The organism is Nostocoides sp. HKS02 (assembly GCF_009707485.1).
GTDB lineage: Bacteria > Actinomycetota > Actinomycetes > Actinomycetales > Dermatophilaceae > Pedococcus.
Map to the genome: position 1 here is coordinate 277,998 of NZ_CP046121.1, position 21,381 is coordinate 299,378.

The 21,381-nt window shown below is 71.0% G+C and carries 21 protein-coding genes and 1 pseudogene; 20 read left to right on the forward strand and 2 right to left on the reverse strand.

Annotated features, from left to right (window positions below; translation table 11 throughout):
- Window positions 1-97 precede the first annotated feature (97 nt).
- Window positions 98-1,588 carry a sensor histidine kinase gene (locus GKE56_RS17070; protein WP_154683020.1) on the forward strand — a complete coding sequence of 497 codons (1,491 nt, stop codon included), beginning with the start codon at window positions 98-100 and terminating at the stop codon, window positions 1,586-1,588.
- Window positions 1,589-1,610: 22 nt separating this feature from the next.
- Here GKE56_RS17070 and GKE56_RS01255 read toward each other — a convergent pair whose 3' ends face one another.
- Complete coding sequence (locus GKE56_RS01255) at window positions 1,611-1,859, reverse strand: WhiB family transcriptional regulator (RefSeq protein ID WP_056882623.1); 249 nt, start codon at window positions 1,857-1,859, stop codon at window positions 1,611-1,613.
- 419 nt (window positions 1,860-2,278) lie between these two features.
- Here GKE56_RS01255 and GKE56_RS01260 point away from each other — a divergent pair, with 419 nt between their 5' ends.
- Window positions 2,279-2,734 carry a hypothetical protein gene (locus GKE56_RS01260; RefSeq protein ID WP_154683021.1) on the forward strand — a complete coding sequence of 152 codons (456 nt, stop codon included), beginning with the start codon at window positions 2,279-2,281 and terminating at the stop codon, window positions 2,732-2,734.
- A 4-nt stretch (window positions 2,735-2,738) separates the two neighbouring features.
- Here the strand turns inward: GKE56_RS01260 and GKE56_RS01265 are convergent, their stop codons facing one another.
- Entirely contained in the window at window positions 2,739-6,941 is a 4,203-nt protein-coding gene (locus GKE56_RS01265) for an FtsK/SpoIIIE domain-containing protein (RefSeq protein ID WP_154683022.1), read from the reverse strand.
- A 169-nt stretch (window positions 6,942-7,110) separates the two neighbouring features.
- Here GKE56_RS01265 and GKE56_RS01270 point away from each other — a divergent pair, with 169 nt between their 5' ends.
- The 18 genes and pseudogenes from GKE56_RS01270 (at window position 7,111) to GKE56_RS01345 (ending at window position 21,283) form a co-directional block, all read left to right on the forward strand.
- Window positions 7,111-8,346, forward strand: coding sequence for a CpaF family protein (locus GKE56_RS01270; protein ID WP_154683023.1), 1,236 nt, complete (start codon window positions 7,111-7,113; stop codon window positions 8,344-8,346).
- Between the two features lie 7 nt (window positions 8,347-8,353).
- Window positions 8,354-9,220: a type II secretion system F family protein gene (locus GKE56_RS01275; protein WP_154683024.1), complete on the forward strand. Its 867-nt coding sequence runs from the start codon at window positions 8,354-8,356 to the stop codon at window positions 9,218-9,220.
- The gene (locus GKE56_RS18020; RefSeq protein WP_370518431.1) at window positions 9,217-9,642 is read left to right on the forward strand and encodes a hypothetical protein; all 426 of its coding nucleotides are present in this window, start codon (window positions 9,217-9,219) and stop codon (window positions 9,640-9,642) included. Before GKE56_RS01275 ends, GKE56_RS18020 begins: the two co-directional genes overlap by 4 nt.
- Window positions 9,643-9,725: 83 nt before the next feature.
- Window positions 9,726-10,163 carry a type II secretion system F family protein gene (locus tag GKE56_RS18025; protein WP_370518432.1) on the forward strand — a complete coding sequence of 146 codons (438 nt, stop codon included), beginning with the start codon at window positions 9,726-9,728 and terminating at the stop codon, window positions 10,161-10,163.
- Between the two features lie 29 nt (window positions 10,164-10,192).
- A complete protein-coding gene (locus GKE56_RS01285) occupies window positions 10,193-10,399 on the forward strand; it encodes a hypothetical protein (protein ID WP_154683025.1) in 207 nt (68 codons plus the stop codon).
- Window positions 10,400-10,403: 4 nt separating this feature from the next.
- Window positions 10,404-10,796, forward strand: coding sequence for a TadE family protein (locus tag GKE56_RS01290; RefSeq protein ID WP_154683026.1), 393 nt, complete (start codon window positions 10,404-10,406; stop codon window positions 10,794-10,796).
- Between the two features lie 26 nt (window positions 10,797-10,822).
- Entirely contained in the window at window positions 10,823-11,260 is a 438-nt protein-coding gene (locus GKE56_RS01295) for a pilus assembly protein (protein WP_230209096.1), read from the forward strand.
- 104 nt (window positions 11,261-11,364) lie between these two features.
- Window positions 11,365-11,754: a hypothetical protein gene (locus tag GKE56_RS01300; RefSeq protein WP_230209097.1), complete on the forward strand. Its 390-nt coding sequence runs from the start codon at window positions 11,365-11,367 to the stop codon at window positions 11,752-11,754.
- 618 nt (window positions 11,755-12,372) lie between these two features.
- Window positions 12,373-12,939: a hypothetical protein gene (locus tag GKE56_RS01305; protein WP_154683028.1), complete on the forward strand. Its 567-nt coding sequence runs from the start codon at window positions 12,373-12,375 to the stop codon at window positions 12,937-12,939.
- Between the two features lie 1,148 nt (window positions 12,940-14,087).
- Window positions 14,088-14,270 carry a hypothetical protein gene (locus GKE56_RS01310; RefSeq protein ID WP_154683029.1) on the forward strand — a complete coding sequence of 61 codons (183 nt, stop codon included), beginning with the start codon at window positions 14,088-14,090 and terminating at the stop codon, window positions 14,268-14,270.
- Between the two features lie 124 nt (window positions 14,271-14,394).
- Window positions 14,395-15,612: an acetyl-CoA C-acetyltransferase gene (locus tag GKE56_RS01315; protein ID WP_154683030.1), complete on the forward strand. Its 1,218-nt coding sequence runs from the start codon at window positions 14,395-14,397 to the stop codon at window positions 15,610-15,612.
- Window positions 15,613-15,615: 3 nt separating this feature from the next.
- Window positions 15,616-16,578, forward strand: a complete 963-nt coding sequence (meaB, locus tag GKE56_RS01320; protein WP_154683031.1) for a methylmalonyl Co-A mutase-associated GTPase MeaB — start codon at window positions 15,616-15,618, stop codon at window positions 16,576-16,578.
- Between the two features lie 60 nt (window positions 16,579-16,638).
- On the forward strand, window positions 16,639-17,847 hold the full coding sequence (locus GKE56_RS01325) for a serine/threonine-protein kinase (protein ID WP_154683032.1): 1,209 nt from the start codon (window positions 16,639-16,641) through the stop codon (window positions 17,845-17,847).
- A gap of 11 nt (window positions 17,848-17,858) precedes the next feature.
- Window positions 17,859-18,161, forward strand: a complete 303-nt coding sequence (locus GKE56_RS01330) for a hypothetical protein (protein ID WP_154683033.1) — start codon at window positions 17,859-17,861, stop codon at window positions 18,159-18,161.
- Window positions 18,162-18,169: 8 nt separating this feature from the next.
- A complete protein-coding gene (locus GKE56_RS01335; protein WP_154683034.1) occupies window positions 18,170-19,858 on the forward strand; it encodes an FAD-dependent oxidoreductase in 1,689 nt (562 codons plus the stop codon).
- A 107-nt stretch (window positions 19,859-19,965) separates the two neighbouring features.
- A pseudogene (locus GKE56_RS18030) lies at window positions 19,966-20,271 on the forward strand (GNAT family N-acetyltransferase); the annotation flags it as partial.
- 178 nt (window positions 20,272-20,449) lie between these two features.
- The gene (locus GKE56_RS17080; RefSeq protein ID WP_230209099.1) at window positions 20,450-20,932 is read left to right on the forward strand and encodes a hypothetical protein; all 483 of its coding nucleotides are present in this window, start codon (window positions 20,450-20,452) and stop codon (window positions 20,930-20,932) included.
- Between the two features lie 33 nt (window positions 20,933-20,965).
- Window positions 20,966-21,283: a thiamine-binding protein gene (locus tag GKE56_RS01345; protein ID WP_154683036.1), complete on the forward strand. Its 318-nt coding sequence runs from the start codon at window positions 20,966-20,968 to the stop codon at window positions 21,281-21,283.
- Window positions 21,284-21,381: the final 98 nt, after the last annotated feature.

The following is a 21,381-nucleotide window of genomic DNA, read 5'->3' on the forward strand; positions in this document are numbered from 1 at the left end:
ATCGCCGACCACCATCGGCTCCTGGCGGGCGTCTATGCCGAGGTCGTCAGACCCGGCCAGATCAGGGTGGGGGACCTGGTCCATCTAGGCTGACGGCGTGCCCACGCTGCAGGAGGTGCTCCACGCCGCCACGGACCTCGAGCCCGCCGAGGCCGAGTGGCTCCACCTGCTGGTGGGCGACTGGCAGCTCATCGCGGACCTGTCCTTCGCCGACCTGGTCCTGTGGGTCCCGGCCGGCATGGAGGGGTGGCTCGCCGTCGCGCACGTGCGGCCCACCACGGGCCAGATGGTCTTCTTCGAGGACGTGGTCGGGCGTCGCACTCATCGGGGCCGGCAGTCCCTGCTCGACCAGGCCTACCTCGACCGGCGGATCGTCCGTCAGAAGGACCCCATCTTCCGCGACGACATGCCGGTGCGCGAGGAGGCCATCCCCGTCGTGCGGGCCGGCCGGCCGCTCGCGGTGCTCACGCGGCATACGAACCTCGCGGCGATGCGCACGCCGAGCCGGTTGGAGCTGACCTACCAGTCGCTGGCCGACGCGCTCGCGCGGATGATCGCGGCGGGCGAGTTCCCCAACGTGTCTGCGCCGACCGGTCAGCGCCGTGGCGCCCCGCGGGTCGGGGACGGCGTGATCCGGCTCGACGTCAACGGGGTCGTGTCGTACGCCAGCCCGAACGCGCTCTCGGCGATCCACCGGCTCGGGCACGTCGGTGACGTCATCGACGAGCTGCTCGCCCAGGTCGTCGCCGACCTCCTGCGCGACGAGTCGCCGGTGGACGAGTCGCTCGCAGTGGTCGTGACCGGTCGCGCGCCGTGGCGCACCGAGGTGTCGAGCCGCGGTGCGAGTGTCTCGATGCGCGCCATCCCGCTGACCGAGGGCGGCCAGCGGGTGGGGGCGCTGCTGCTGCTGCGCGACGTGTCCGAGCTGCGGCGGCGCGAGCAGGAGCTGATCACCAAGGACGCGACGATTCGCGAGATCCACCACCGAGTGAAGAACAACCTGCAGACCGTCGCGGCGCTGCTGCGGCTCCAGGCGCGCCGGCTCCCGGCGGGGGAGGCGGGCCGGGTCGCGCTGGAGGAGGCGGTGCGTCGGGTGGGGGTCATCGCGCTCGTGCACGAGACGCTCAGCCAGGGGTTCGACGAGACGGTGAACTTCGACGACATCGCGGTGCGCGGGTTGCAGGCGATCACCGAGGTGGCCAAGGTCGAGCACCCGATCACGAGCAGTGTCGACGGGTCGTTCGGCATGCTGCGCGCCGAGGACGCCACAGCGATGGCGATGATCATGTCCGAATTGGTTCAGAACGCCGTGGAGCACGGGCTGGCCGAGACCGGCGGGTCGATCCGGGTGCACGCGGAGCGCACCAGCGACGACTCCGGCGAGGAGCTGCTGACGGTGTCGATCACCGACGACGGTGCGGGGCTGCCGGACGGGTTCCGGCCGGGCACGTCAGGGCTGGGGACCCAGATCGTGCAGTCGCTGGTCCAGGACCTGCGGGGGAAGATCGTCTGGCAGGCGGCGGAGCCGAGGGGGACGCAGGTGCGGTTCGGCGCGCGGTTGCGCCCGTTGGGCCGCGACGGCGCCTAGCGCGGGTCAGCCGAGAGCAGGGTCAGCCGGCGCGGCGCGCGCGAGCGTTGCGACGCTTGAGGGCGCGGCGCTCGTCCTCGGACATGCCGCCCCACACGCCAGCGTCCTGGCCGGACTCGATGGCCCACTTGAGGCAGGTGTCGACGACTTCACATCGGCGGCACACAGCCTTGGCCTCCTCGATCTGGAGGATCGCCGGGCCGGTGTTCCCGATGGGGAAGAACAGCTCAGGGTCCTCGTCGAGGCAGGCAGCGCGGTCGCGCCAGTCCATGAAGATCGTGCTCCTTGTAAGTGCGGGGGGTTTCGCATCAGTGCGCCACCGGGTCTGGGGGTGCGGACCTGCGGCACACGGCGCTTCATTGCGGACGTGCGGGTCGTGCTGTCGTGCCGCCGGTGGGTCGCGCCCGGTCGTGACCGAGCCGTTTTCCACACAGCCGCAGGCCGGTGCGGTCACCATTGTCATGGTCCGAGCGCACTTGTGCCAACGGGTTGCCGGGCGTTTCTGTTCCAGCCTCACAGATGAGCGCCGGAACGGGAAGGGCTACGCGCAGGTTACCCCGGTGTAACCCTGAGGTATTGGTCACAATACGAGACGGTGCCCAGTTCGCGGAATCCGGGGTTGTCGGCCTGGTGCGCATCGGACGGGGTATGCCGGCCAGCCGACGCCTGCCGGTCGCTACCCTCACGAGCGTGAGCGATTCGCAGGCCACTCCCACCCCGCCGCCCGGCCGTCTCCCTGCCCAGCCCCACGGGAGCAGCCGGGACCTGATGCGCACGCTCGCGGCTCTCGTGTGCGCGGCCGAGGCCCTGACGCTCGTGGGGTTCTGCGCGTTCTATCTCTATGAGCTGACCCGAGGGGCGAGCGCCGACGCCGGTCGGGCCGCCGTGTCGGCGCTGCTCATCGCGCTCGTCGGCGTCGGACTCGGGGTCATGGCGCGCGCGTGGTGGCGTGGCGCCGGCTGGCCCAACACGCCCACGGTGGTCTGGAACGTCCTGCTCCTGCCGGTCGCGCTGAGCCTGGTGCAGAGCGACCACACGCTGATCGGCCTCGTCGTCGCGGTCGTCGCCCTGACAGCGATCCTCGCCGCCATCCGCGCCCGGATCGTCGAGCCCGACGGCGAGGACCCCGACCACACCCGAGCCTGACGCTTCACGGCGCATGCAACCGGGGTATGGCCACCTGGACGGGCGTGGCGACGCCCCGCCTCACGAGGTGCCCGCGCCCCACCGGAGCCCGGGGGTCTCGCCGCACCCGCACGCCGAGGAGCTCTGCATCGAGGGCGGAGCCAGGCCGCAGGAGCAGGCCCGTGCGGTGGCGGGCGACCTCGACCGCGACGCCGCGGTACTGCGAAGCGAGCACCGTGGAGTTCGCCCCGACGACGACCAGGCCACCCGTGCGGTCGAGGGTGCGGGCGAGGTCCCGCAGCAGCGCATCGATCGGGGAGTCGACCAGCCCGTCCGCGTCGTCCACCACCACGACGAGCCGAGGAAAACGCGCGCGGGCCCCATCCAGCGCGGCGGCGGAAGTGCGGTCACACCACGCCACCACGCCGGGGTGGTCCCGCACCTGCTCGAGCGGACCAGCGCAGTCGGAGACGACGGCAACTGGCCGCTTCAGGGCGAGCGCCCAGGAGGTGATCACGAGCAGGCCCGTCGAGACCCCGCTCCCGGGTGGTCCGGCCACCAGCCATCGACGACCGTCGGCGGCCTCGCTCAGAGCGACGGGCTCGAGCGCGTCGCCACCGAGTCCGAGGGTCACCTCATCGCCTCGCGCTGCCCTGGGCAGGTCGTCCAGACAGAGCTGAGTCGGCAACGGCTCGAGGCGGACCGGAAGGGACCCGCCGCCCGACCCGGCCACGCAGGGCGGTGGTGCGTTGCCCGCCGCGAGCGGCACCTCGGTGCCGTCGGGCAGGACGCCGCGCCCAGGTGATGGCCTGACCGGGAGCGCAGCGGTGGGCAGACCTGCCAGTGCGGCGTCGGTGCGGTCGGCGAGGCGCAGCAGGAGCCGGTGCGGGGTGAGTGACGCGGCGCGGCCGACGAGCAGGGCGCGATCACCGGCGAGGGCAGCGGTGAGTCCTAGCCCGGCTCCCTCGCGAAGCAGCCCCAGCAGGGCCTCCTGGGCGATGGCTTGGTCGACCGAGCCGGCCTGCGGCGCGAGCAGGTCCCAATCGTCAATCAGCAGAAGCAGGTGTGGGTGCACTCGGGTCGGGTGGCGTCGCCGCTCGAGCAGGGCCTCGCCGAGCCGTTCGACGAGGCGGTCGAGCCGGGCCAGGTCGTCGAGGTCGACGTGGGCCCCGCAGTGCGGCAGCGCGGTGAGGCCGGACAGGCTGCCGCCTGACACGGCATACAGGTGCAGCTCGGTCGGTGGGTGGCAGGCCGCGGACGCGGCGGCCATGGTCATCAGGGCCGTCGTGCGTCCACTTCCGGAGGTGCCGACAAACGCCCAGTGGCCAGAAGCCGTCAGGTCGACGTTCAGCGGCACCTGCTCCTGCCGCTCGGGCCGGTCGAGGAGCCCGATCGCACACTCGGTAGTGGACGGCGTCACGAGGTCGCCGATTGCTACTCGCTCGGGAAGCGGCGGCAGCCAGGCGGGAGGCGGACAGGCCGCGCCCACAGCCCGCGCAGCCGCCGTGATGGCCGCGGCGATGCGCTGCAGCTCGGCACTGTCGGCCAGCTCTGAGGAGGTGGCCGACAACCCCTCGGGCTCGCCCCAACCCAAGCTCCGCACGCGTATGCCGCGGGGCCCCCACGCGCGCGCCGACGCCCCGACCATGGCGGACTGGAACGGGACGAGCGCACCGCCGCCGGCTCGCGCGCACCCCCTGCCTGGCGTCGTCGGGTCGATGCCAGCCGCATCGGGGGCATCGAGCACGTCGACGGAGTCGGCACGGTCGCGCACTCGCAGGGCGATGCGGAGGTTGACGTTGGCCTTGATGTCCGCCGTGATGACCCCGGCGGGCCGTTGGGTGGCGAGCACGAGGTGGACGCCGAGAGAGCGCCCGAGGGCTGCGATCCGGACCATCCCGTCGACGAACTCAGGGAGCTCCTCGGCCAGCGCACGGAACTCGTCGACGACGATGACGAGGCGGGGCAGCGGCGGTCGATCGCGCGAATCACCTTGGTACGCAGCAAAATCTGCGACACCGTACGAGCGGAAGAGGCTTTCGCGTCGCTTGAGCTCCGCTCTCAGGGACACGAGCGCGCGCCGGGAGAGGTGCTCGTCGAGATCGGTGACGACTCCAGCCGTGTGGGGCAGGTCGGCGCACTCCCGGAAGGCCGCTCCGCCCTTGTAGTCGATCAGCACGAGCGACAGGTGCTCCGGGCGGTGGTGAAGGGCCAGTGAGCTCACCAGCGTCCGGAGGAACTCGGACTTCCCCGAGCCGGTCGTGCCCGCCACCACCACGTGCGGCCCGTCGGTCGCGAGGTCGAGCAGCCAGGGCCCACTCCTGCCGACGCCGACGGGCACCGCGGTCCGCTCCGACGCCCCGCGCCACAGCTCGACCACGGCGTCCGCGCCCGGCGTCTCGACCAGGTCGCCAAGGCGCACCTGGGCCGGGAGCGCGTCTTCGCCATCGACCGGAGTGGCGTCCCGTAACGGCGCCAGGCCCCGACTGAGGCGATCAGCCCACCACGCGCCGACGCGGTCCACGACGAGGTCGCGGATGACCTGACCGGGGGCGGCCGCTGATGGTCGATCTGGGTCCGAGAGGTCGACGACTACGCCGGTCTCGCTCGGCAGCGCGGCGGCCTCGGTGTCCAGTGCGAGGCAGACGATGCCGACATCGACACCGGACTCGAGCACCGTGGCCAGCTGGGGCAGCCCACGAAGGGCGGCTGCGCCATCGATGAGCACGACGGTGTATGGGCCGGCCCAGGCCGACCCGGGACTGCGCTTGGACCGTCGCTCGGTCATGACTCGGATGAGCTCGTCCACGGTCGCGGTGGCGAGCGCCGGCGCACGCGACAGCACGGCAACCCTGTGTGGACGCACCGCGCCGTCAGGTTGGCGTAGATGGGGCACGCGGCCCAGCCACAGCCAATCGTCGCCGCGTTCGTCGAGTGCGAGGACGACGAGGGAGAGGTCGTGAGGTGAGTGATGGGTGAGGAGCTGCCCGACCACCGACCTGGCAGCCCCGAGGACCGCATCACGCGGCCCGCACAGGCCCATCACTCCCAGGGCGCCGAGTGGGATCGCGCACGGCACTCCAGTCAGCAGAGTGGGCTCGGAAGGCCGGTCCGGGTGGGCCTCGACCACCCTCAGGTGGGCCGGAGCGGTGCATTCCCCGATGCTCACCGTGAGCGCGTCCTCGTCGCCGCGACGCCGCTCCCAGAGCCGCGCTGCTGAGCCGGTGGCGGTGGAGAGCACCGCCGCTGGGTCGGGCAACGCGGCGCGCCGCGCCTCACCTTCGGCCACGCAGGCCGCCTCGACGGAGGCGCGAGCCGCTGTGTGGAGGCGTCCGTAGGCGGCGAGCTGCTCGGCATACCTGCGACGTCCGCCGACCCGATCGGTCACGACGGTGCCGATCACCACGAGCGGACCCATGACGGCGAAGGCGAGCATCGTCGGCCCCAGGAGGGTCGCCATGACGACGGCGCCCAGCGCCGGCAGCAGGGCGGCGGCCCAAGGCACGCGGGCTGGTCTTGGCGGATCGGGTCGGGTGGGCATGGTGATCGTGGGGTGTCGCGCCGGCTCGCGCACGCGGGGACCGCGGTTGACCAGCTGGGTGCCGTCCGGCTGGGGTGTCGATGCCGCTGGCAACGCAGTGGCTGTGCGGAGGACCAGTGCGGTGTCACCGAGGCGGAGGAGGGCCCCCGGGGACAGCGCCGTGTCGACGCGGTCGATCGGGGCGCCATCGAGGCGGGTGCCGTTGGTCGACCCGAGGTCGCGCACGTGCACGCCGGTCTCATCGGCGCGGAGCTCGAGGTGGATGCGAGAGAGTAGGGGGTCAGCGATCGTCACGTCGGCGTCGGGCGAGCGGCCGAGGGTGACCCGGCCCGGCACCACGTCGATGGTGCGCCCGGCGTCAGGACCGTGGGTCACCGCCAGGACCACGGGGCTGCCCCGCGACGCGAGCCCGGGTGGCGGGTGCCCCGTCGGGTGGGGTCCGAAAGTGAGGGCTGCCCCGTCCACGAGCGGCGGTCGTCCAAGGACGGCGTCATCGGGGAGGACGGCGCCGTGGGCAGACATGGTTCGGGGTGCTGCCACCCCGAGGTGGTCGCCGAGGGCCCGCGCCAGCTCCGTGACCGTAGTGGACTCCGGCGCGTCCACCTCGATCTCGTGGAGCAGGGGAGCGCCCGGTTCCTCGTTGTTGCGGGTGTCTTCCCGGACGCTCACTGTCAGACGCAGTCGCATGGCCGGACGCTACGACTGACCACCGACGACCCGGCACGGTTGTCCCCACCTGGGGACGACTCAAGCACGTCCCGTTGATTCGCCCTAGTATGCCGTTGCGTCGGCTGGGTGGGACTTGCCGGCGTTGGGGCGCGGTCCGTTCCGGACCGCACAGTTGGGGGGGATCAGGATGGGTTCTGTCGGCGATTCGGTCGCCGCCGTCGAGGGCGAGGTCAGGGAGCTCATCCGCCGCAGCGGGATCGACCCGGCCCGGGACGAACGCGAGCTCGAGGCCCTGGTGCGCGAGGCGGTGAACGACTACGACGAGAGATCGCTCCACGGCGGCCTGCCGGTGCTGCCTGACCTGGAGCACGCGGTGAAGTCGGTGATGGACGCAGTCGGAGGCTTCGGCCCGCTGCAGCAGTACTTCGACGACCCGTCCGTCGAAGAGATCTGGATCAACGAGCCCGCCAAGGTCTTCGTCGCTCGCGGCGGAGTCGCCGAGCTCACGACGACCGTGCTCACGGCGGACGAGGTCAGGGACCTGGTCGAGCGGATGCTGAAGACGAGCGGGCGCCGGGTGGACCTGTCGAGTCCGTTCGTCGACGCAGTGCTGCCTGACGGTTCGCGCTTGCACGTGGTCATCCCCGACATCACGCGGGTCCACTGGAACGTCAACGTCCGCAAGTTCGTGGTTCGTGCCTCCCATCTCGAGGACCTCGTCGGCCTGGGCACGCTGACCCGTCAGGCAGCGACGTTCCTCGGCGCCGCCGTTGCGGCCGGGCTCAACATCCTTGTGGCCGGCGGGACTCAGGCGGGCAAGACGACTCTGCTGAACTGCCTGAGCGCGGCGATCCCGGCGCGGGAGCGGGTCGTGACGTGCGAGGAGGTCTTCGAGCTCAAGATCCCGTTGCGCGACGTCGCCTCGATGCAGTGCCGCCAACCCAGTCTGGAGGGCACCGGTGAGATCCCGTTGCGACGGCTGGTGAAGGAGGCGCTGCGCATGCGTCCGTCGCGCATCATCGTCGGCGAGGTGCGTCAGGCCGAGAGCCTCGACCTCCTCATCGCGCTCAACAGCGGGTTGCCGGGCATGTGCACGATCCATGCCAACAACGCCCGCGAGGCGATCACCAAGATGTGCACCCTGCCCCTGTTGGCTGGCGAGAACGTCGGGAGTCGTTTCGTGGTGCCGACCGTCGCCGGTTCGGTCGACATCGTGGTGCACGCCGCGCTGGAGCACGACGGCGTCCGCCGGGTGCGGGAGGTCGTCGCTGTCCCGGGCCGAGTCGAGGGCGATGTCGTCGAGACGGCTGACCTGTTCGTCCAGCGCGACGGCGCGCTGCACCGCGCCGACGGGTTCCCGCCCCATCCCGACCGCTTTCGGCGGGCCGGATTCGACCTCGCCGAGCTGTTGGCACAGGACTAGGCCGGAGATGGTCGGGGTCATGCTTGGGCTGGTGCTCGGCAGCGGGTTGTTCTGCATCTGGTGGTCGGCGTGGGTCCCGCAGGAGCGCCGGGCCGGCGCCAGCCGCGCCACCCCGGTGGACCGGCTGCGAGACCAGCTGGTTCAGGCTGGTCTCGCGGGAGTGGGGCTGCGCGCGCTGCTCAGCGCAACGGTGATCGCGTTCGTCCTGGTGGCACTGATCGTCATGGCGGTGACCGAGGTTCCGTCGATTTCGGTCGCCTTCGCTGTGATGGCGGGATATGCACCGGTGGCGTTCGTTCGTGCCCGCGCGCGTCGTCGCCGGGCCAGCTTCCGCGACCTGTGGCCCGACGTGGTCGACAACATCGCCTCGGGCGTGCGCGCGGGTCTCGCCCTGCCCGAGGCCCTGAGCCAGCTCGGTCGTCGCGGGCCTGAAGAGCTGCGTCCGGCCTTTCTCCGGTTCGCCGAGGACTACCGCGCCACGGGCCGTTTCCACGAGTGCCTCGACCGGCTCAAGGAACGGCTCAGCGACCCGGTCGGCGACCGACTCGTCGAGTCGCTGCGCATGGCCCGCGAGGTCGGCGGCAGCGACCTTGGTCGACTGCTGCGCACCCTCGCCACCTTCTTGCGCGAGGACAGCCGGACTCGCGCCGAGCTTGAGACCCGACAGGGCTGGACCGTCAACGCCGCCCGGCTCGCGGTCGCCGCACCGTGGGTGGTGCTGGCGATGCTGTGCACGCGCCCCGAGTCCATCCGCGCCTACGCCAGCGCCACCGGCACGCTCGTCCTCGTGGTCGGGGCCGTCGTGTCCCTGGCTGCCTATCGGGTCATGGTCTCCATCGGTCGACTGCCCGAGGACGAGCGGGTGCTCAGGTGATGGCCCTGCGAGACGGATCGTGGGTCGGTGCCGCACTGGGGCTGACGTTCGGGCTCGGCGTCGTGGCGACGTATGCCGGGTCGCCACGGCGCCGGCGCGCGACCTTGGGTGACCGGTTGCATCCCTACCTCAGGGACGCGCCACGCCCGTCGCGGCTGTTGGCCGGCGGCACCGGCTCCGGAGGCGTGGGTCCGTGGTCAGTCCTGGGCCAGCCCGTCGTTGCGGAGCTGGCCGCACGGATCGAGCGAATACTGGGTGGTGCGGCGTCGGTGCGGCGTCGCCTGCAACGGGCTGGCAAGGCGCCCGATGTCGACCGCTTCCGCGCCGAACAGGTGCTCTGGGGCGCGGGCGGCACGGTGGCTTCGCTGGTTGCTGCGGCGGCCTTCTGGCTGAGCCGCGGCGGCTCGGTGATCCCCCGGTGATCGTGACGTGCTGCGGAGCCGCACTCGGGGTGGTCGGTCGCGACCAGTGGCTCAGCCGAGAGGCCAACCAGCGTGAGCGGCGCATGCTCGCTGAGTTTCCGACGACCGCCGAGCTGCTGGCTCTGGCCGTGGGCGCTGGAGAGGGCGCGGTCGGTGCACTCGAACGCATCTGCCGGCTCTCGCACGGCGAGCTGTCTGGCGAGCTGGCCCGGTGCCTGGCAGATGCCCGGGCCGGTGCCAGCCTGCCCGACGCGTTGCAGGGTCTTGCCGACCGCACGGGTCTGGTGAGCCTCGCCCGCTTCGTCGACGGCATGGTCGTCGCTGTCGAGCGCGGCACGCCCCTCGCCGAGGTGCTGCGAGCCCAGGCCCAGGACGCTCGCGAGACCGGGCGTCGGTCCGTCATGGAGGCGGCCGGCCGCAAGGAGATCGCCATGATGCTGCCCGTGGTGTTCCTCGTGCTGCCGGTGACCGTCCTTTTCGCCGTCTTTCCGGGCTTCTCCTTCTTGCACTTCACCGTCTGACCCGTCCGAAATCCATGAGAGGAACCACTATGTCGACCGTCTACCGCACCCTGGTCCAGACCCAGCTCGCCTTGCACCGCGCGGCCGCACGCGCTGCCCGTCGTGAGCGTGGCGACGTCCCTGGCTGGGTGCTGGTCACCCTCATGACAGCGGGGCTCGTGGCGGCGCTGTGGGCCGTCGCCGAGGGTCAGCTCAAGGCCCTGTTCTCCGAGGCCCTCGACAGCGCGCGACGCTGACCCGGTGGCGCTCCCCAAGGCGCGCGGACACGACTCGGGGTCCGCGGTCGCCGACTTCGTCCTGGTGGCCGCGCTCGTTTCCGTGCTGTTCGTGGCCGTCCTCCAGGTCGGGTTGGCCCTCTACGTGCGCAACACTCTCATCGCGTGTGCGGCCGAGGGTGCACGTCTCGGCGCTCGCGCCGATGGTGATCCGACTCAGGGGGTGGCTCGCACGCGTGAGCTCATCGCCAGTTCCCTGTCGGCCCGGTACTCCCGCGATGTCACCGCACAGGTGACCGAAGTCGACGGTGTCCAGGTCCTCTCGGTCCGGGTGCTGGCGCCCCTGCCGGTCATCGGTCCGCTCGGACCCGACCGCGGCTTCGACGTGGTCGGCCGAGCCTTCCTGGAGCGCCAGTGATGCGGCCCGGGCCACCTCGGCTGGCCATGGGGTCCTTCCGCGATGAGTGCGGCACTGCGGTGGTGGAGTTCGTCTTTCTCGCGGTCCTCGTCATGGTGCCGTTGTTCTACTTGGTCATGACCCTGGCGCGGGTCCAGGCTGGGGCGTATGCCGCGTCGACCGCAGCGCGCGAAGCCGGACGGGCGTACGTGACCGCGTCCTCGCAGGGGGACGCCGACGTCCGAGCGCGCGCTGCGGCGCGAATCGCCTTTGCCGATCAGGGGTTTGATCCTGGAGAGACAGGCCTGAGGATGGCGTGCGACGGCGATCCGTGCCTGCGTCCGGACGGTCGCATCGAGGTGTCGGCGACGGTCAGGGTTGCGCTCCCGCTGGTGCCCTCCTTCGCGCGCGCCGTCGTTCCCCTCGAGGTGGCGGTCGGCGCGACCCACGTGGCCGTGGTGGACCGGTTCCGAGGTGCGCCGTGAGAGGGCGGCGAGGGCGCTTGGGGGATCTCGACCGATGCTCCCTGGTGCGCGCCCGACACCGGCGGGAATCCGGTCAGATCACTCTGCTGGTCCTGGGGTTCAGCGTGATCGCCATCGTCCTCATTGTCGGGACGGTTGCGGTGACCTCGGTGCAGCTGTCTCGCATGCGGCTCCTCGATGCCGCCGACGGGGCGGCGCTCGACGCGGCGGACTCGCTGGATGCCAGTGCCTACCAGCGCGGCCTTGGCGGGGCCGTGGGGCTGAGTGGATCCACCGTTCGACGGACCGCCACGGCATACCTGGACCGCCAGCCCAGGCCAGCGAGCATCCGCGCGTGGGGCCTTGCCCCGGGCACCGGAAGTCCCGACGGCCAGACCGCGGTGGTCCGACTGACCGCCGAGGCAGACCTTCCACTCGTGGGAGGCCTGCTCGACGGACTGGGCGGGTCCCTCACCATCACCGTGGAGTCGCGCGCCCGGGCGCCGCTTGGCTAGGCGGCACTGTGCTCCAACTTGGCGAAAACGCCGAGGGCATCGCTGCGGTGCTCCTCTTCTCGGAGATTGACGACGACCCCGGCGACGTCGTCCTTCGGGCCATCGCCGTTGCCTACAGACACAGATGGAAGGACCACGCGCATGCCGGCGGGACGAGTCGGCGTGAAGCGGTCGCTTTCCCTGCGTCCGGGCGCGGCGTGGGCGATTACTGAACACCCATCAGTCGGTTGTGCCTCCTCAACTTGAACTCAATAGCACAGGACGTTGGGCGGGCGCCAGTAGGTATTCCAATCTTGAATACCCCCTCCCCTTTTGCGGACGCGCATGGCACGTTGCATCTCGGGGAAGCGGCCCGGCGGGCGCGTCACCGGAATGTGTCGTACTGGTGCGTACGTCGGCTTCTTTGCGGCAGAGGCGATTCACGAGGGGGGCGTCATTGTCGCGGGTTTCCCTTGCTCGGGCTTATCAAGGGAGGAAAGCATGGATCGATTTCACTCGATTGGCATCGATGGGGTTCAGGGGGGATTGGGTCGCGGCGGCCCGTCAAGGCGGGCACAGAAATGGGGCCGAGGATGGCTCGCGGTTGCGGCCGTTGTTTCGTGCATCATGTGGTCCTCGATGCCTGCTCATGCCAAAGGCGCCATCACGGACGGCGAGGTCCGCTCGATCATGGCGCGCATCAATGCCACCGGACACGTCAGCCGAGCGGACCGCGCCGCGCTGCTGACTCGACCAGAGGTCGCCGCACAGATCGTCGACCCGTCATCCGGCGTCCTCAAGCAGGAGCCGGCCGGGGCATCGCCCGCGGGTCAGCCGCGGCTCGTGGCGCCCGCGTACGCAACGCGTTCGAGTTCGGCCGACCGCTACATCCAGTATTCGTCGATCACCGGGGCAACCGTCCTTGATTACCACTTCACGATCTACTGGACCTACAACGGTTCCACGGTGACGGCCCAACCACAGCGGGGGCACTACCTGCGCACTTCGGCTCCGGGAATTTACGACCGAGGGTTTACGAACAACACGGCATACGCCAACCTTCCTGGGCCGTACGCCTACACCGTGACGATGCAGGCGACCTGGGAACAATGCATCATCAAGTGGGGCTGTGTGGCGTCAGGGAATCCCTTTACCCAGTTCGGGGTGTATTTCGACGGCACTTACCACATCGTGCAGAGGCAATGACATGGCGCTTAAGCGAGTGCTCATGGCGTTATTGGCGTCTCTCGTCACGGCAATTGGGCTCCTGCTCGCGGTGACGGCGATGAATCGCCCCGTTGACGAGATCAGTCTTCTTCTGATGGTCGTGCTCGTCATCGGCGCAGGAGTATTCACGGGGGCGCGAACGAAGCGGCGCCAGCCGAGCTGACGGGCTCCACCAAGCACCTCAGAAGTTCGCGAAATCCCAGGGGTATGCCGCGCGGTGTCCTTGCGGGCGCCGCGCGGCGTGCCTCGGATCGCCGAGCCGGATCCGCCACCGGGCTCGATGCGGGTCCCTTTCATGTCCTTCACGAGAGGGTCGACGGCGTGCATCCACATCGGCACCGCGAGGACCAACGACCTCCCAGGCTGGCAGCGGGCTTCAGGACTCGGCCGCTTGGGCCGCTGACTCCTCGTCCCGGCGCAGGCGGCTCCACGTGGAGCCGCGCGGTGGCGGTGGCTTTGGCTGCGCTGTGCGCCAGTGGAGCGGCCGGAGCGTGCACATCGGCCGACCCCGCACCGTCGTGGAGGGTGCGAGTTGAGGTGACCCGGGCGACCTGTCATCCACGAGAGCACTCCTGCTCCAGCAGCCCTGTGGAGGGATCTCGCGTCGACTTGCGGCGCGGCTCCGAGCTGGTGGCGTCGGGAACTACCGCTCGCGCGGGGACGGTCGACCTTTTTGCGCCCGGAATGGGGTTCTTCACGGTCGCGGTCGGCGATCCGGCGCACCCGGAGTCCGCTCCCGTCGAATCAGAGTTCGCTCTGAGCGGCGATTCCGCCTTCACGATCGTGACCATGTCGTTGACCGACCCCGGTGACTCCTGATGGCAGGCGCCCTCACTGGGCTTGGCCTTGGAGCGGTCATCGACCCGCGCGACAGCGCTCACGAGGCCGAAGCCGATGAGGTCAGACTCGAAGTCTGGGGGGAGTGTCATCCACGGAAGACGGGATGTGTACGACCTACGCCCCCCCATCGGACGCTTGGCTGATGCCCTGGCATGGCAGCGCGCTAGACCTGCGCTGCAGGTGAATGTTGGCGTCACGACGCACTCCAACGGGCAGGTCCTTGTGGTGAGGCTCTAGCCGCACTCCGCCCGCGAAACCCGCGCCGATCCACCGTGAAAGGAACTGACATGACCCTCAAGCGACTCGTCGTAGCTCTCTGGGCGGCGACCCTCACCCTCCTGCTGCTCATCCTCGTGGCGGGGGCTGTAAGCCGTCCCCTCGACTGGGTCAGCCTCCTGGTGGTGGTCGTGCTCGTCGTCGGCGCGGGAGCGCTCGCCTGGGCAGGCACCAAGCCCAGGCAGGAGCGCTGAGGACTCGCCACGCGGCATACGGGCGGTGTGGCCAGCGCCACCTGCCCGGCCGGCCGCGGGGGAGGGGCGCCGCATTAGAGTGAGGTGCAGGTAATCCCCAACGGCGCTGGAGGCCTCTGCACCCATGACTACTCAGCCTGACCGACCTGTTTCTGTGATCGTCGCGGGCGCACGCACGCCCATGGGCCGGCTGCTCGGCTCGCTCAAGGACTTCTCCGGCGCCGACCTCGGCGGCTTCGCCATCAAGGGCGCCCTCGACAAGGCCGGCGTCGCGCCCGACCAGGTCGACTACGTGATCATGGGCCAGGTGCTCCAGGCCGGCGCGGGCCAGATCCCCGCCCGCCAGGCCGCCGCCAAGGCCGGCATCCCCATGACCGTCCCCGCGCTGACGATCAACAAGGTCTGCCTCTCGGGCATCAACGCCATCGCCATGGCCGACCAGCTGATCCGCGCCGGCGAGTTCGACGTCGTCGTGGCGGGCGGCCAGGAGTCGATGACCAACGCCCCCCACCTGCTGACCAAGTCCCGTGAGGGCTACAAGTACGGCGATGTGCCGCTGCGCGACCACATGGCCTTCGACGGCCTGTGGGACGCCTTCACCGACCAGGCCATGGGGCTGCTCACCGAGCAGGCCAACACCGGTGACCAGCAGTTCACCCGCGAGCAGCAGGACGAGTTCTCGGCGCGCAGCCACCAGCTCGCTGCCCGCGCGTGGAAGGACGGCCTGTTCGACGACGAGGTCGTCGCAGTCTCCATCCCGCAGCGCAAGGGTGACCCGGTCGAGTTCAAGACCGACGAGGGCGTCCGCGCCGACACGACCACCGAAACGCTCGGCAAGCTGCGCCCCGCGTTCTCCAAGGACGGCACCATCACCGCCGGCTCCGCCTCCCAGATCAGCGACGGCGCCGCTGCGGTCGTCGTCATGAGCAAGGCCAAGGCGCAGGAGCTCGGCCTGACCTGGCTCGCCGAGATCGGCGCCCACGGCATGGTCGCCGGCCCCGACTCGACGCTCCAGCAGCAGCCCGCGCGCGCCATCGCCCAGGCCTGCGAGCGCGAGGGCATCACCCCGGCCGACCTCGACCTCGTCGAGATCAACGAGGCGTTCGCGGCGGTCGGCCTGGCCTCGGCCAAGGAGCTCGGCATCGACCTCGACAAGGTCAACGTCAACGGCGGCGCCATCGCCATGGGTCACCCGATCGGCATGTCCGGCGCCCGCATCGCCCTGCACCTCGCCCTCGAGCTCAAGCGCCGCGGCGGCGGCGTCGGCGCGGCGGCGCTGTGTGGTGGCGGCGGCCAGGGCGACGCCCTGATCGTGCGTGTCCCCCGCTCCGAGAACGGCTGACGTTTGGCCCCCCGCACCGTCGACGTGCCTGCCCTGGTCGAGTCGGCCAGGGCAGGCTCGCCTCGGGCCGTCGCCCGCCTCATCTCGCTGGTCGAGGACGCGCACCCCGCCCTGCGCGAGGTGATGGCGGCCCTGGCGCCGCACACCGGCCAGGCGCATATCATCGGCATCACGGGCAGCCCGGGCGTCGGCAAGTCCACGTCCACGAACGCCTTCGTCGCGGCATACCGCGCCCAGGGCAAACGCGTCGGGGTGCTGGCCGTCGACCCGTCCTCACCGTTCTCCGGCGGCGCCCTGCTCGGCGACCGCGTCCGCATGCAGGACCACGCGCTCGACCCCGAGGTCTACATTCGCTCGATGGCCAGCCGCGGCCACCTCGGCGGCCTCTCGTGGACCACCCCGCAGGCGCTGCGCGTGCTCGACGCGGCCGGGTGTGAGGTGATCCTCATCGAGACCGTGGGAGTGGGCCAGTCGGAGGTCGAGATCGCGGGGCTCGCCGACACCACGCTCGTGCTGCTCGCTCCCGGGATGGGCGACGGCATCCAGGCGGCCAAGGCAGGCATCCTCGAGATCGGCGACGTCTTCGTCGTCAACAAGGCCGACCGCGACGGCGCCGACGCCACCGTGCGCGACATCAGGCACATGATCTCCCTGGGCGACCGCACCGAGCCGGGCCTGTGGCGGCCCCCCGTGGTGAAAACGGTTGCCGCGCAGGGTCAAGGCATCGACGAGGTGATCGAGGCCATCGAGAAGCACACGTCCTGGATGGACGAGTCCGGCACCTTGCGCGAGCGGCGGGTGCGCCGCGCCGGCGACGAGATCGAGTCCATCGCCCTGCAGCAGCTCCGCGCCAAGATGGGCGACCTGCGCCACGGCAACGGCGTCGACGAGCTCGCGGCCGCCGTCGTGGACGGCACGACCGACCCGTATGCCGCGGCCGACAAGATCGTCGCCGCCCTCGGGTGAGTGGGCAGGCGGGCGCGAGGGTCGTAGGGTGAAGCCCGACCCGACGAGAGGAACTACTTCGTGCAGCCCCAGGTGATCGCCGGACGCTACGAGGTGACCCGTGCCATCGGTAGCGGCGGCATGGGCACCGTGTGGCTCGCTCGTGACACCGTGCTCGGCCGCGAGGTGGCCATCAAGCGGGTGGGGGCGCTGCCAGGGGAGCCTGCGGCTGCCGCGCGGGCGATGCGCGAGGCACGGATCGCCGCCTCGCTCAACGACGCGCACGTCGTCGGCGTCTACGACATCGTGGACGAGGACGACGCGCACTGGCTCGTGATGGAGTACGTCGACGGCCAGAGCCTGGCCGAGCAGATCCGCGACGAGGGGCCGTTGCCCGTCGCTCGCGTGGCCGGGATCGGCGCCCTGGTGGCCCGGGCCCTGGCCAAGGCGCACCAGCGCGGCATCGTGCACCGTGACATCAAGCCGGGCAACATCCTCATCACCAAGTCGGGCAACCCCAAGATCAGCGACTTCGGCATCGCCCGGGCGCACGCCGACGACCAGCTGACCCAGACCGGGTTCATGACCGGCACGCCGAGCTACCTCTCGCCGGAGCTGGCCCGTGGTGGTGACCCGACCTCCGCCTCCGACGTGTGGGCCCTCGGCGCCACGCTGTACTCCGCCGTCGAGGGCGCTCCCGCCTACGAGGCGCAGGCCAACCCCCTGGCGACCCTGCAGATGATCGCCTCCGGGTCCCCGCGGCCCATGGAGCTGGCCGGACCGCTCGGCGGAGCCATCGCCGCGATGATGGCCCCCGAGGCGAGCGACCGGTGGGACATGACCACCGCGGCCGATCACCTGGACCGCATCGCCCGCGGCGACATGACCATGCCCCTGCCCGTCGGCGCGGCCTTCGGCGCCGGCGCCACCGAGCTGCTGCCCGAACCCATGGAGAGCACCCAGCGCCTGGGCGCCGCCCCCGTGGACGAGCCGCCGGCATACGTCCCGCCCGCTGGGCCCGACGACGAGCCGCGCCGGCCCGGTGGTCGCGGGTGGATCATCGCCGCCCTGGTCCTGCTGCTGCTCGGGCTGGCCCTCGCCTACGCCCTGACCAGCGGCTTCGGCTCGAACACGCCGACCCCCGGCACGACCACGACGGTCACCTCCACCAACACCAAGACGGTCTCGCCATCGCGGCCCCCCTCGTCCTCCACGAGCTCCTCGTCCAGCTCGTCGTCGAGCACCTCGGCTCCCCCACGACCACGACCACGACGACCGCGCCCGCCCTGAACCCGGCCCGGATGGAGAAGTTCGTCAAGACGTACTACGAGGACGTCACGGACGCCGCGAAACGCGACCAGACCTTCGCCGAGCTCACCCCCGCCATGCAGGCCCAGGCTCACGGTCGGGCCGGGTACGAGGCGTTCTGGAGCACGATCTCCAAGGTCGACGTCCACAGCGTCACGGCCGACCCCGCTACCGGGGTCGTCACCGCCCAGCTGACCTTCCACAAGGTCGACGGGGGCACCAGTGACGAGACCCACCGGCTGGGCGTGGTCAACGGCGGCCAGCCATACCTCATCACCAGCGACACGATGGTCTGAGGACGGCCATGACGAGGGTGCGTCCAGCTCTCGTCTTCGTGGTCGGGCCCGAGCACCTGCCCACGATCGAGAGCGAGTTCTCGCGCTACGCAAGGGATTACGAGGTCCTGTGCGCCGACAGTGCTGACGCCGGACGCGCCCTGGTCGCCCGCCTGACGAGTGCGCAGGTGCCGGTCGCGCTGCTCGGCATCGGGTGGCAGGTCCCCGGCGTCGAGCACGGCCTCGAGCTGATGGACGAGCTGCACAACCAGGTGGCGACGGCCCGGCGGATCTGCCTCACCGGACGCCACGACTTCGGGCTGTCCCTGACCGCGCTGCGTGGGGCGCTCGGTCAGGGCCGCATCGACACCTACCTGCTCATCCCGCAGGGTCCGCGGGACGAGGAGTTCCACACGGCGATCGTCGAGTACCTCTCGGACTGGGGCTGGGCCGCGTCCACCCCCGAGGTCGAGGGCGTGCAGATCGTCGACGGGAGCGGCTCGTCAGAGGTGGCGCGCATCCGCGACTTCCTCGACCGCATGGGCATCCCACACCGCGTGTACACCCCGGACAGCGACGTGGGCCGACAGATCATCGGCCAGCTGCCGTCCGTCCTCGGCGGTGCGGCTCCGGCGTTCCCGGTGGTGTCAGCCGGCATCGTGGGCGGCCCGATGGAGGGCGCCACGGCCCGCGAGGTGGCGCGGCGGTTCTACGGCTCGCCGGCCAGCCTCGACTCCGACGAGGTGGCTGACCTCGTCGTCATCGGTTCGGGACCAGCGGGGCTGGCCGCCGCGGTCTACGGCGCCTCAGAGGGCCTGAGCACGATCGTCATCGAGTCCGAGGCCGTGGGCGGCCAGGCGGGCACGAGCTCGATGATCCGCAACTACCTGGGCTTCCCCCGCGGCATCTCGGGTATGCGCCTCGCCCAGCGGGCGCGGTTCCAGGCCACCCGCTTCGGCGCGGCCATCTACACCGGGGTGGGTGCCGAGGCGATCGACCCGGGCGCCGCGCCGGGCGAGCCCCACACGGTCCGTACGGAGGGCGGCCGACTGCGCGCCCGCGCCGTCGTCGTGGCGACCGGGGTGGCCTACCGGCGGCTGGGGATCGAGGCGCTCGAGGCGCTCGTGGGCCTGGGAGTCTTCTACGGCGCCGCCACCAGTGCATCGCGCGAGATGCAGGGGCGCGACGTCTTCGTCGTCGGCGGCGGCAACTCGGCGGGCCAGGCCGCGGTCCACCTCGCGCGTTATGCGCGATCGGTCACCTTGCTCGTGCGGCGGCCCGATCTGTCGGCGACGATGTCCGACTACCTCGTGCGCCAGATCGCGGCCACGGATCGGATCGCGGTCCGCACGGCCACTCGGGTCACCGATGGCGGTGGCGCGGGGCACCTGGACTGGCTGGAGCTCACGGGGCCCGATGGTGCACAGCGCGTGGCGGCGGACGGCTTGTTCCTCTTGCTGGGTGCCGACCCCTGTGGCGACTGGCTGCCCGACGACATCGCGCGCGACGACCGCGGCTTCGTGTTCACCGGGCGCGAGGTGCCCAAGGAGCGCTGGACCGACGGCCGGCCGCCCGCATCGCTGGAGACGACGGTGCCGGGCATCTTCGCCGCAGGCGACATCCGGGCGGGGTCCATGAAGCGGGTCGCGTCCGCGAGCGGGGAGGGTGCAGCGACTGTGGCGCTGGTGCACGCCTACCTGACCCCGACGCGCACCTGACGCAAAACCATTGGTGGCCACGGGCGTCAGGTGTCTACCGTCGAAGTATGGAGATCCGCAGGCTGGACGCCCACGATCGGGGTGAGTTCGACCGCTTCCACGCGATCATGGAGGCCGCCGAGCGCTTCGAGCGTCCCTTCGCCGCGGTCTGGTCGCTGGAGGAGGCTCGCATCGTCTTCACCGACACCGACCCGGGTGAGCGGATCGACGCGGTCGTCGCGGTGGACGGCGACGAGGTCGTCGGCGCGGGTGCTGCCTTCTCGGGTGTCACCGACAACCTGCACGTGAGCTTCGTCAGCCCGTGGGTGCACCCGGACCTGCGCCGCAGGGGCATCGGGTCTGCCGTGCTGGCGGAGCTGGTTGCCTTGTGCCGCAAGGACGGCCGCACCGACCTGGTCATGGAGACGGCATACCCGTTCGAGCGGGAGCACGACCACCCCTACCGCCGTTTCGCCGAGAAGCACGGGTTCGTGATGGCCAACCGTGACATCGTCCGGGTGCTCGACCTGCCCGTGCCCGATGCCCTGCTCGAGGAGCTCGTCCTCGAGGCGCGCGCCCACCACGTTGGGTATCGCATCGAGAGCTTCGTCGGTGCGGTCCCCGAGCCCCCTGGTCGAGAGCCTGTGCGCAGCGCGCAACCAGCTCGCCGTGGACGCTCCGTCGGGGCTCCTGACGTTCGAGGAGGAGGCCATCACCCCCGAGCTGCTGCGCTACCGCGAGGACTCGCTGCGTCGTCAGGGCAGGACGATGCTCTCGACCCTGGCCCTCACGCAGGCCGGCGACGTCGCGGCCTACAGCGACCTCGTCATTCCGGCCGGCGACCTGCCGTGGGTCTACCAGTGGGGTACCCTCGTTCGCCGCGAGCACCGAGGCCATCGGTTGGGCCTGGCCGTCAAGGCTCGCGCCCTGCAGGAGCTGCAGCGGCGCATCGCACCGGAACGCACCCGCGTGCACACGTGCAACGCCGAGCAGAACGCGCACATGGTGGGGATCAACGAGCGCCTGGGGTTCCGCAAGGTCGAGGTCGCTCCAGCCTTCCTGCTGCGGGTCGCGCCGGGGCGGCGCACCGCCTGAGGGGCCGGCAACGGCACGGCATACGGTGTCCTCATGCTTGTTGCCTTCTCCGTCGCACCCTCCCTCGTCGCCGACGCCGCTGACGACACCGGCTCGGTGAGCCAGGCCGTCGCGGCGGCGGTCGAGGTCGTCCGCGCCTCCGGGCTGCCCAACCGCACCGACGCGATGTTCACCACCATCGAGGGGGAGTGGGAGGAGTGCATGACCGTGGTCAAGGGCGCCGTCGACGCGGTGGCCGCGTTCGGCCCGCGCGTGAGCCTCGTGCTCAAGGCGGACATCCGACCCGGGTATGCCGGTGAGCTGACGGCCAAGGTCGCGCGCCTCGAGGCGGCGCTCGACGAACGCAGCTAGCGGCGCCGCCCACTGGCGCTCCGAGACGGTGCTCCGAGACGGTGCTCTGAGACGGCGCTCCGAGACGGTCCCACGGCGTGCCCGGGCCGACCACTAGC

Coding starts and splice junctions, on each gene's coding strand:
- GKE56_RS01255 (WP_056882623.1), bottom strand. CDS start 1,859: ATGGACTGGCGCGACCGCGCTGCCTGCCTCGACGAGGACCCTGAGCTG.
- GKE56_RS01265 (WP_154683022.1), bottom strand. CDS start 6,941: ATGCGACTGCGTCTGACAGTGAGCGTCCGGGAAGACACCCGCAACAAC.
- GKE56_RS01270 (WP_154683023.1), top strand. CDS start 7,111: ATGGGTTCTGTCGGCGATTCGGTCGCCGCCGTCGAGGGCGAGGTCAGG.
- GKE56_RS01275 (WP_154683024.1), top strand. CDS start 8,354: ATGGTCGGGGTCATGCTTGGGCTGGTGCTCGGCAGCGGGTTGTTCTGC.
- GKE56_RS18025 (WP_370518432.1), top strand. CDS start 9,726: ATGCTCGCTGAGTTTCCGACGACCGCCGAGCTGCTGGCTCTGGCCGTG.
- GKE56_RS01285 (WP_154683025.1), top strand. CDS start 10,193: ATGTCGACCGTCTACCGCACCCTGGTCCAGACCCAGCTCGCCTTGCAC.
- GKE56_RS01295 (WP_230209096.1), top strand. CDS start 10,823: ATGGGGTCCTTCCGCGATGAGTGCGGCACTGCGGTGGTGGAGTTCGTC.
- GKE56_RS01305 (WP_154683028.1), top strand. CDS start 12,373: ATGCCTGCTCATGCCAAAGGCGCCATCACGGACGGCGAGGTCCGCTCG.
- GKE56_RS01310 (WP_154683029.1), top strand. CDS start 14,088: ATGACCCTCAAGCGACTCGTCGTAGCTCTCTGGGCGGCGACCCTCACC.
- GKE56_RS01315 (WP_154683030.1), top strand. CDS start 14,395: ATGACTACTCAGCCTGACCGACCTGTTTCTGTGATCGTCGCGGGCGCA.
- GKE56_RS01330 (WP_154683033.1), top strand. CDS start 17,859: ATGGAGAAGTTCGTCAAGACGTACTACGAGGACGTCACGGACGCCGCG.
- GKE56_RS01335 (WP_154683034.1), top strand. CDS start 18,170: ATGACGAGGGTGCGTCCAGCTCTCGTCTTCGTGGTCGGGCCCGAGCAC.
- GKE56_RS01345 (WP_154683036.1), top strand. CDS start 20,966: ATGCTTGTTGCCTTCTCCGTCGCACCCTCCCTCGTCGCCGACGCCGCT.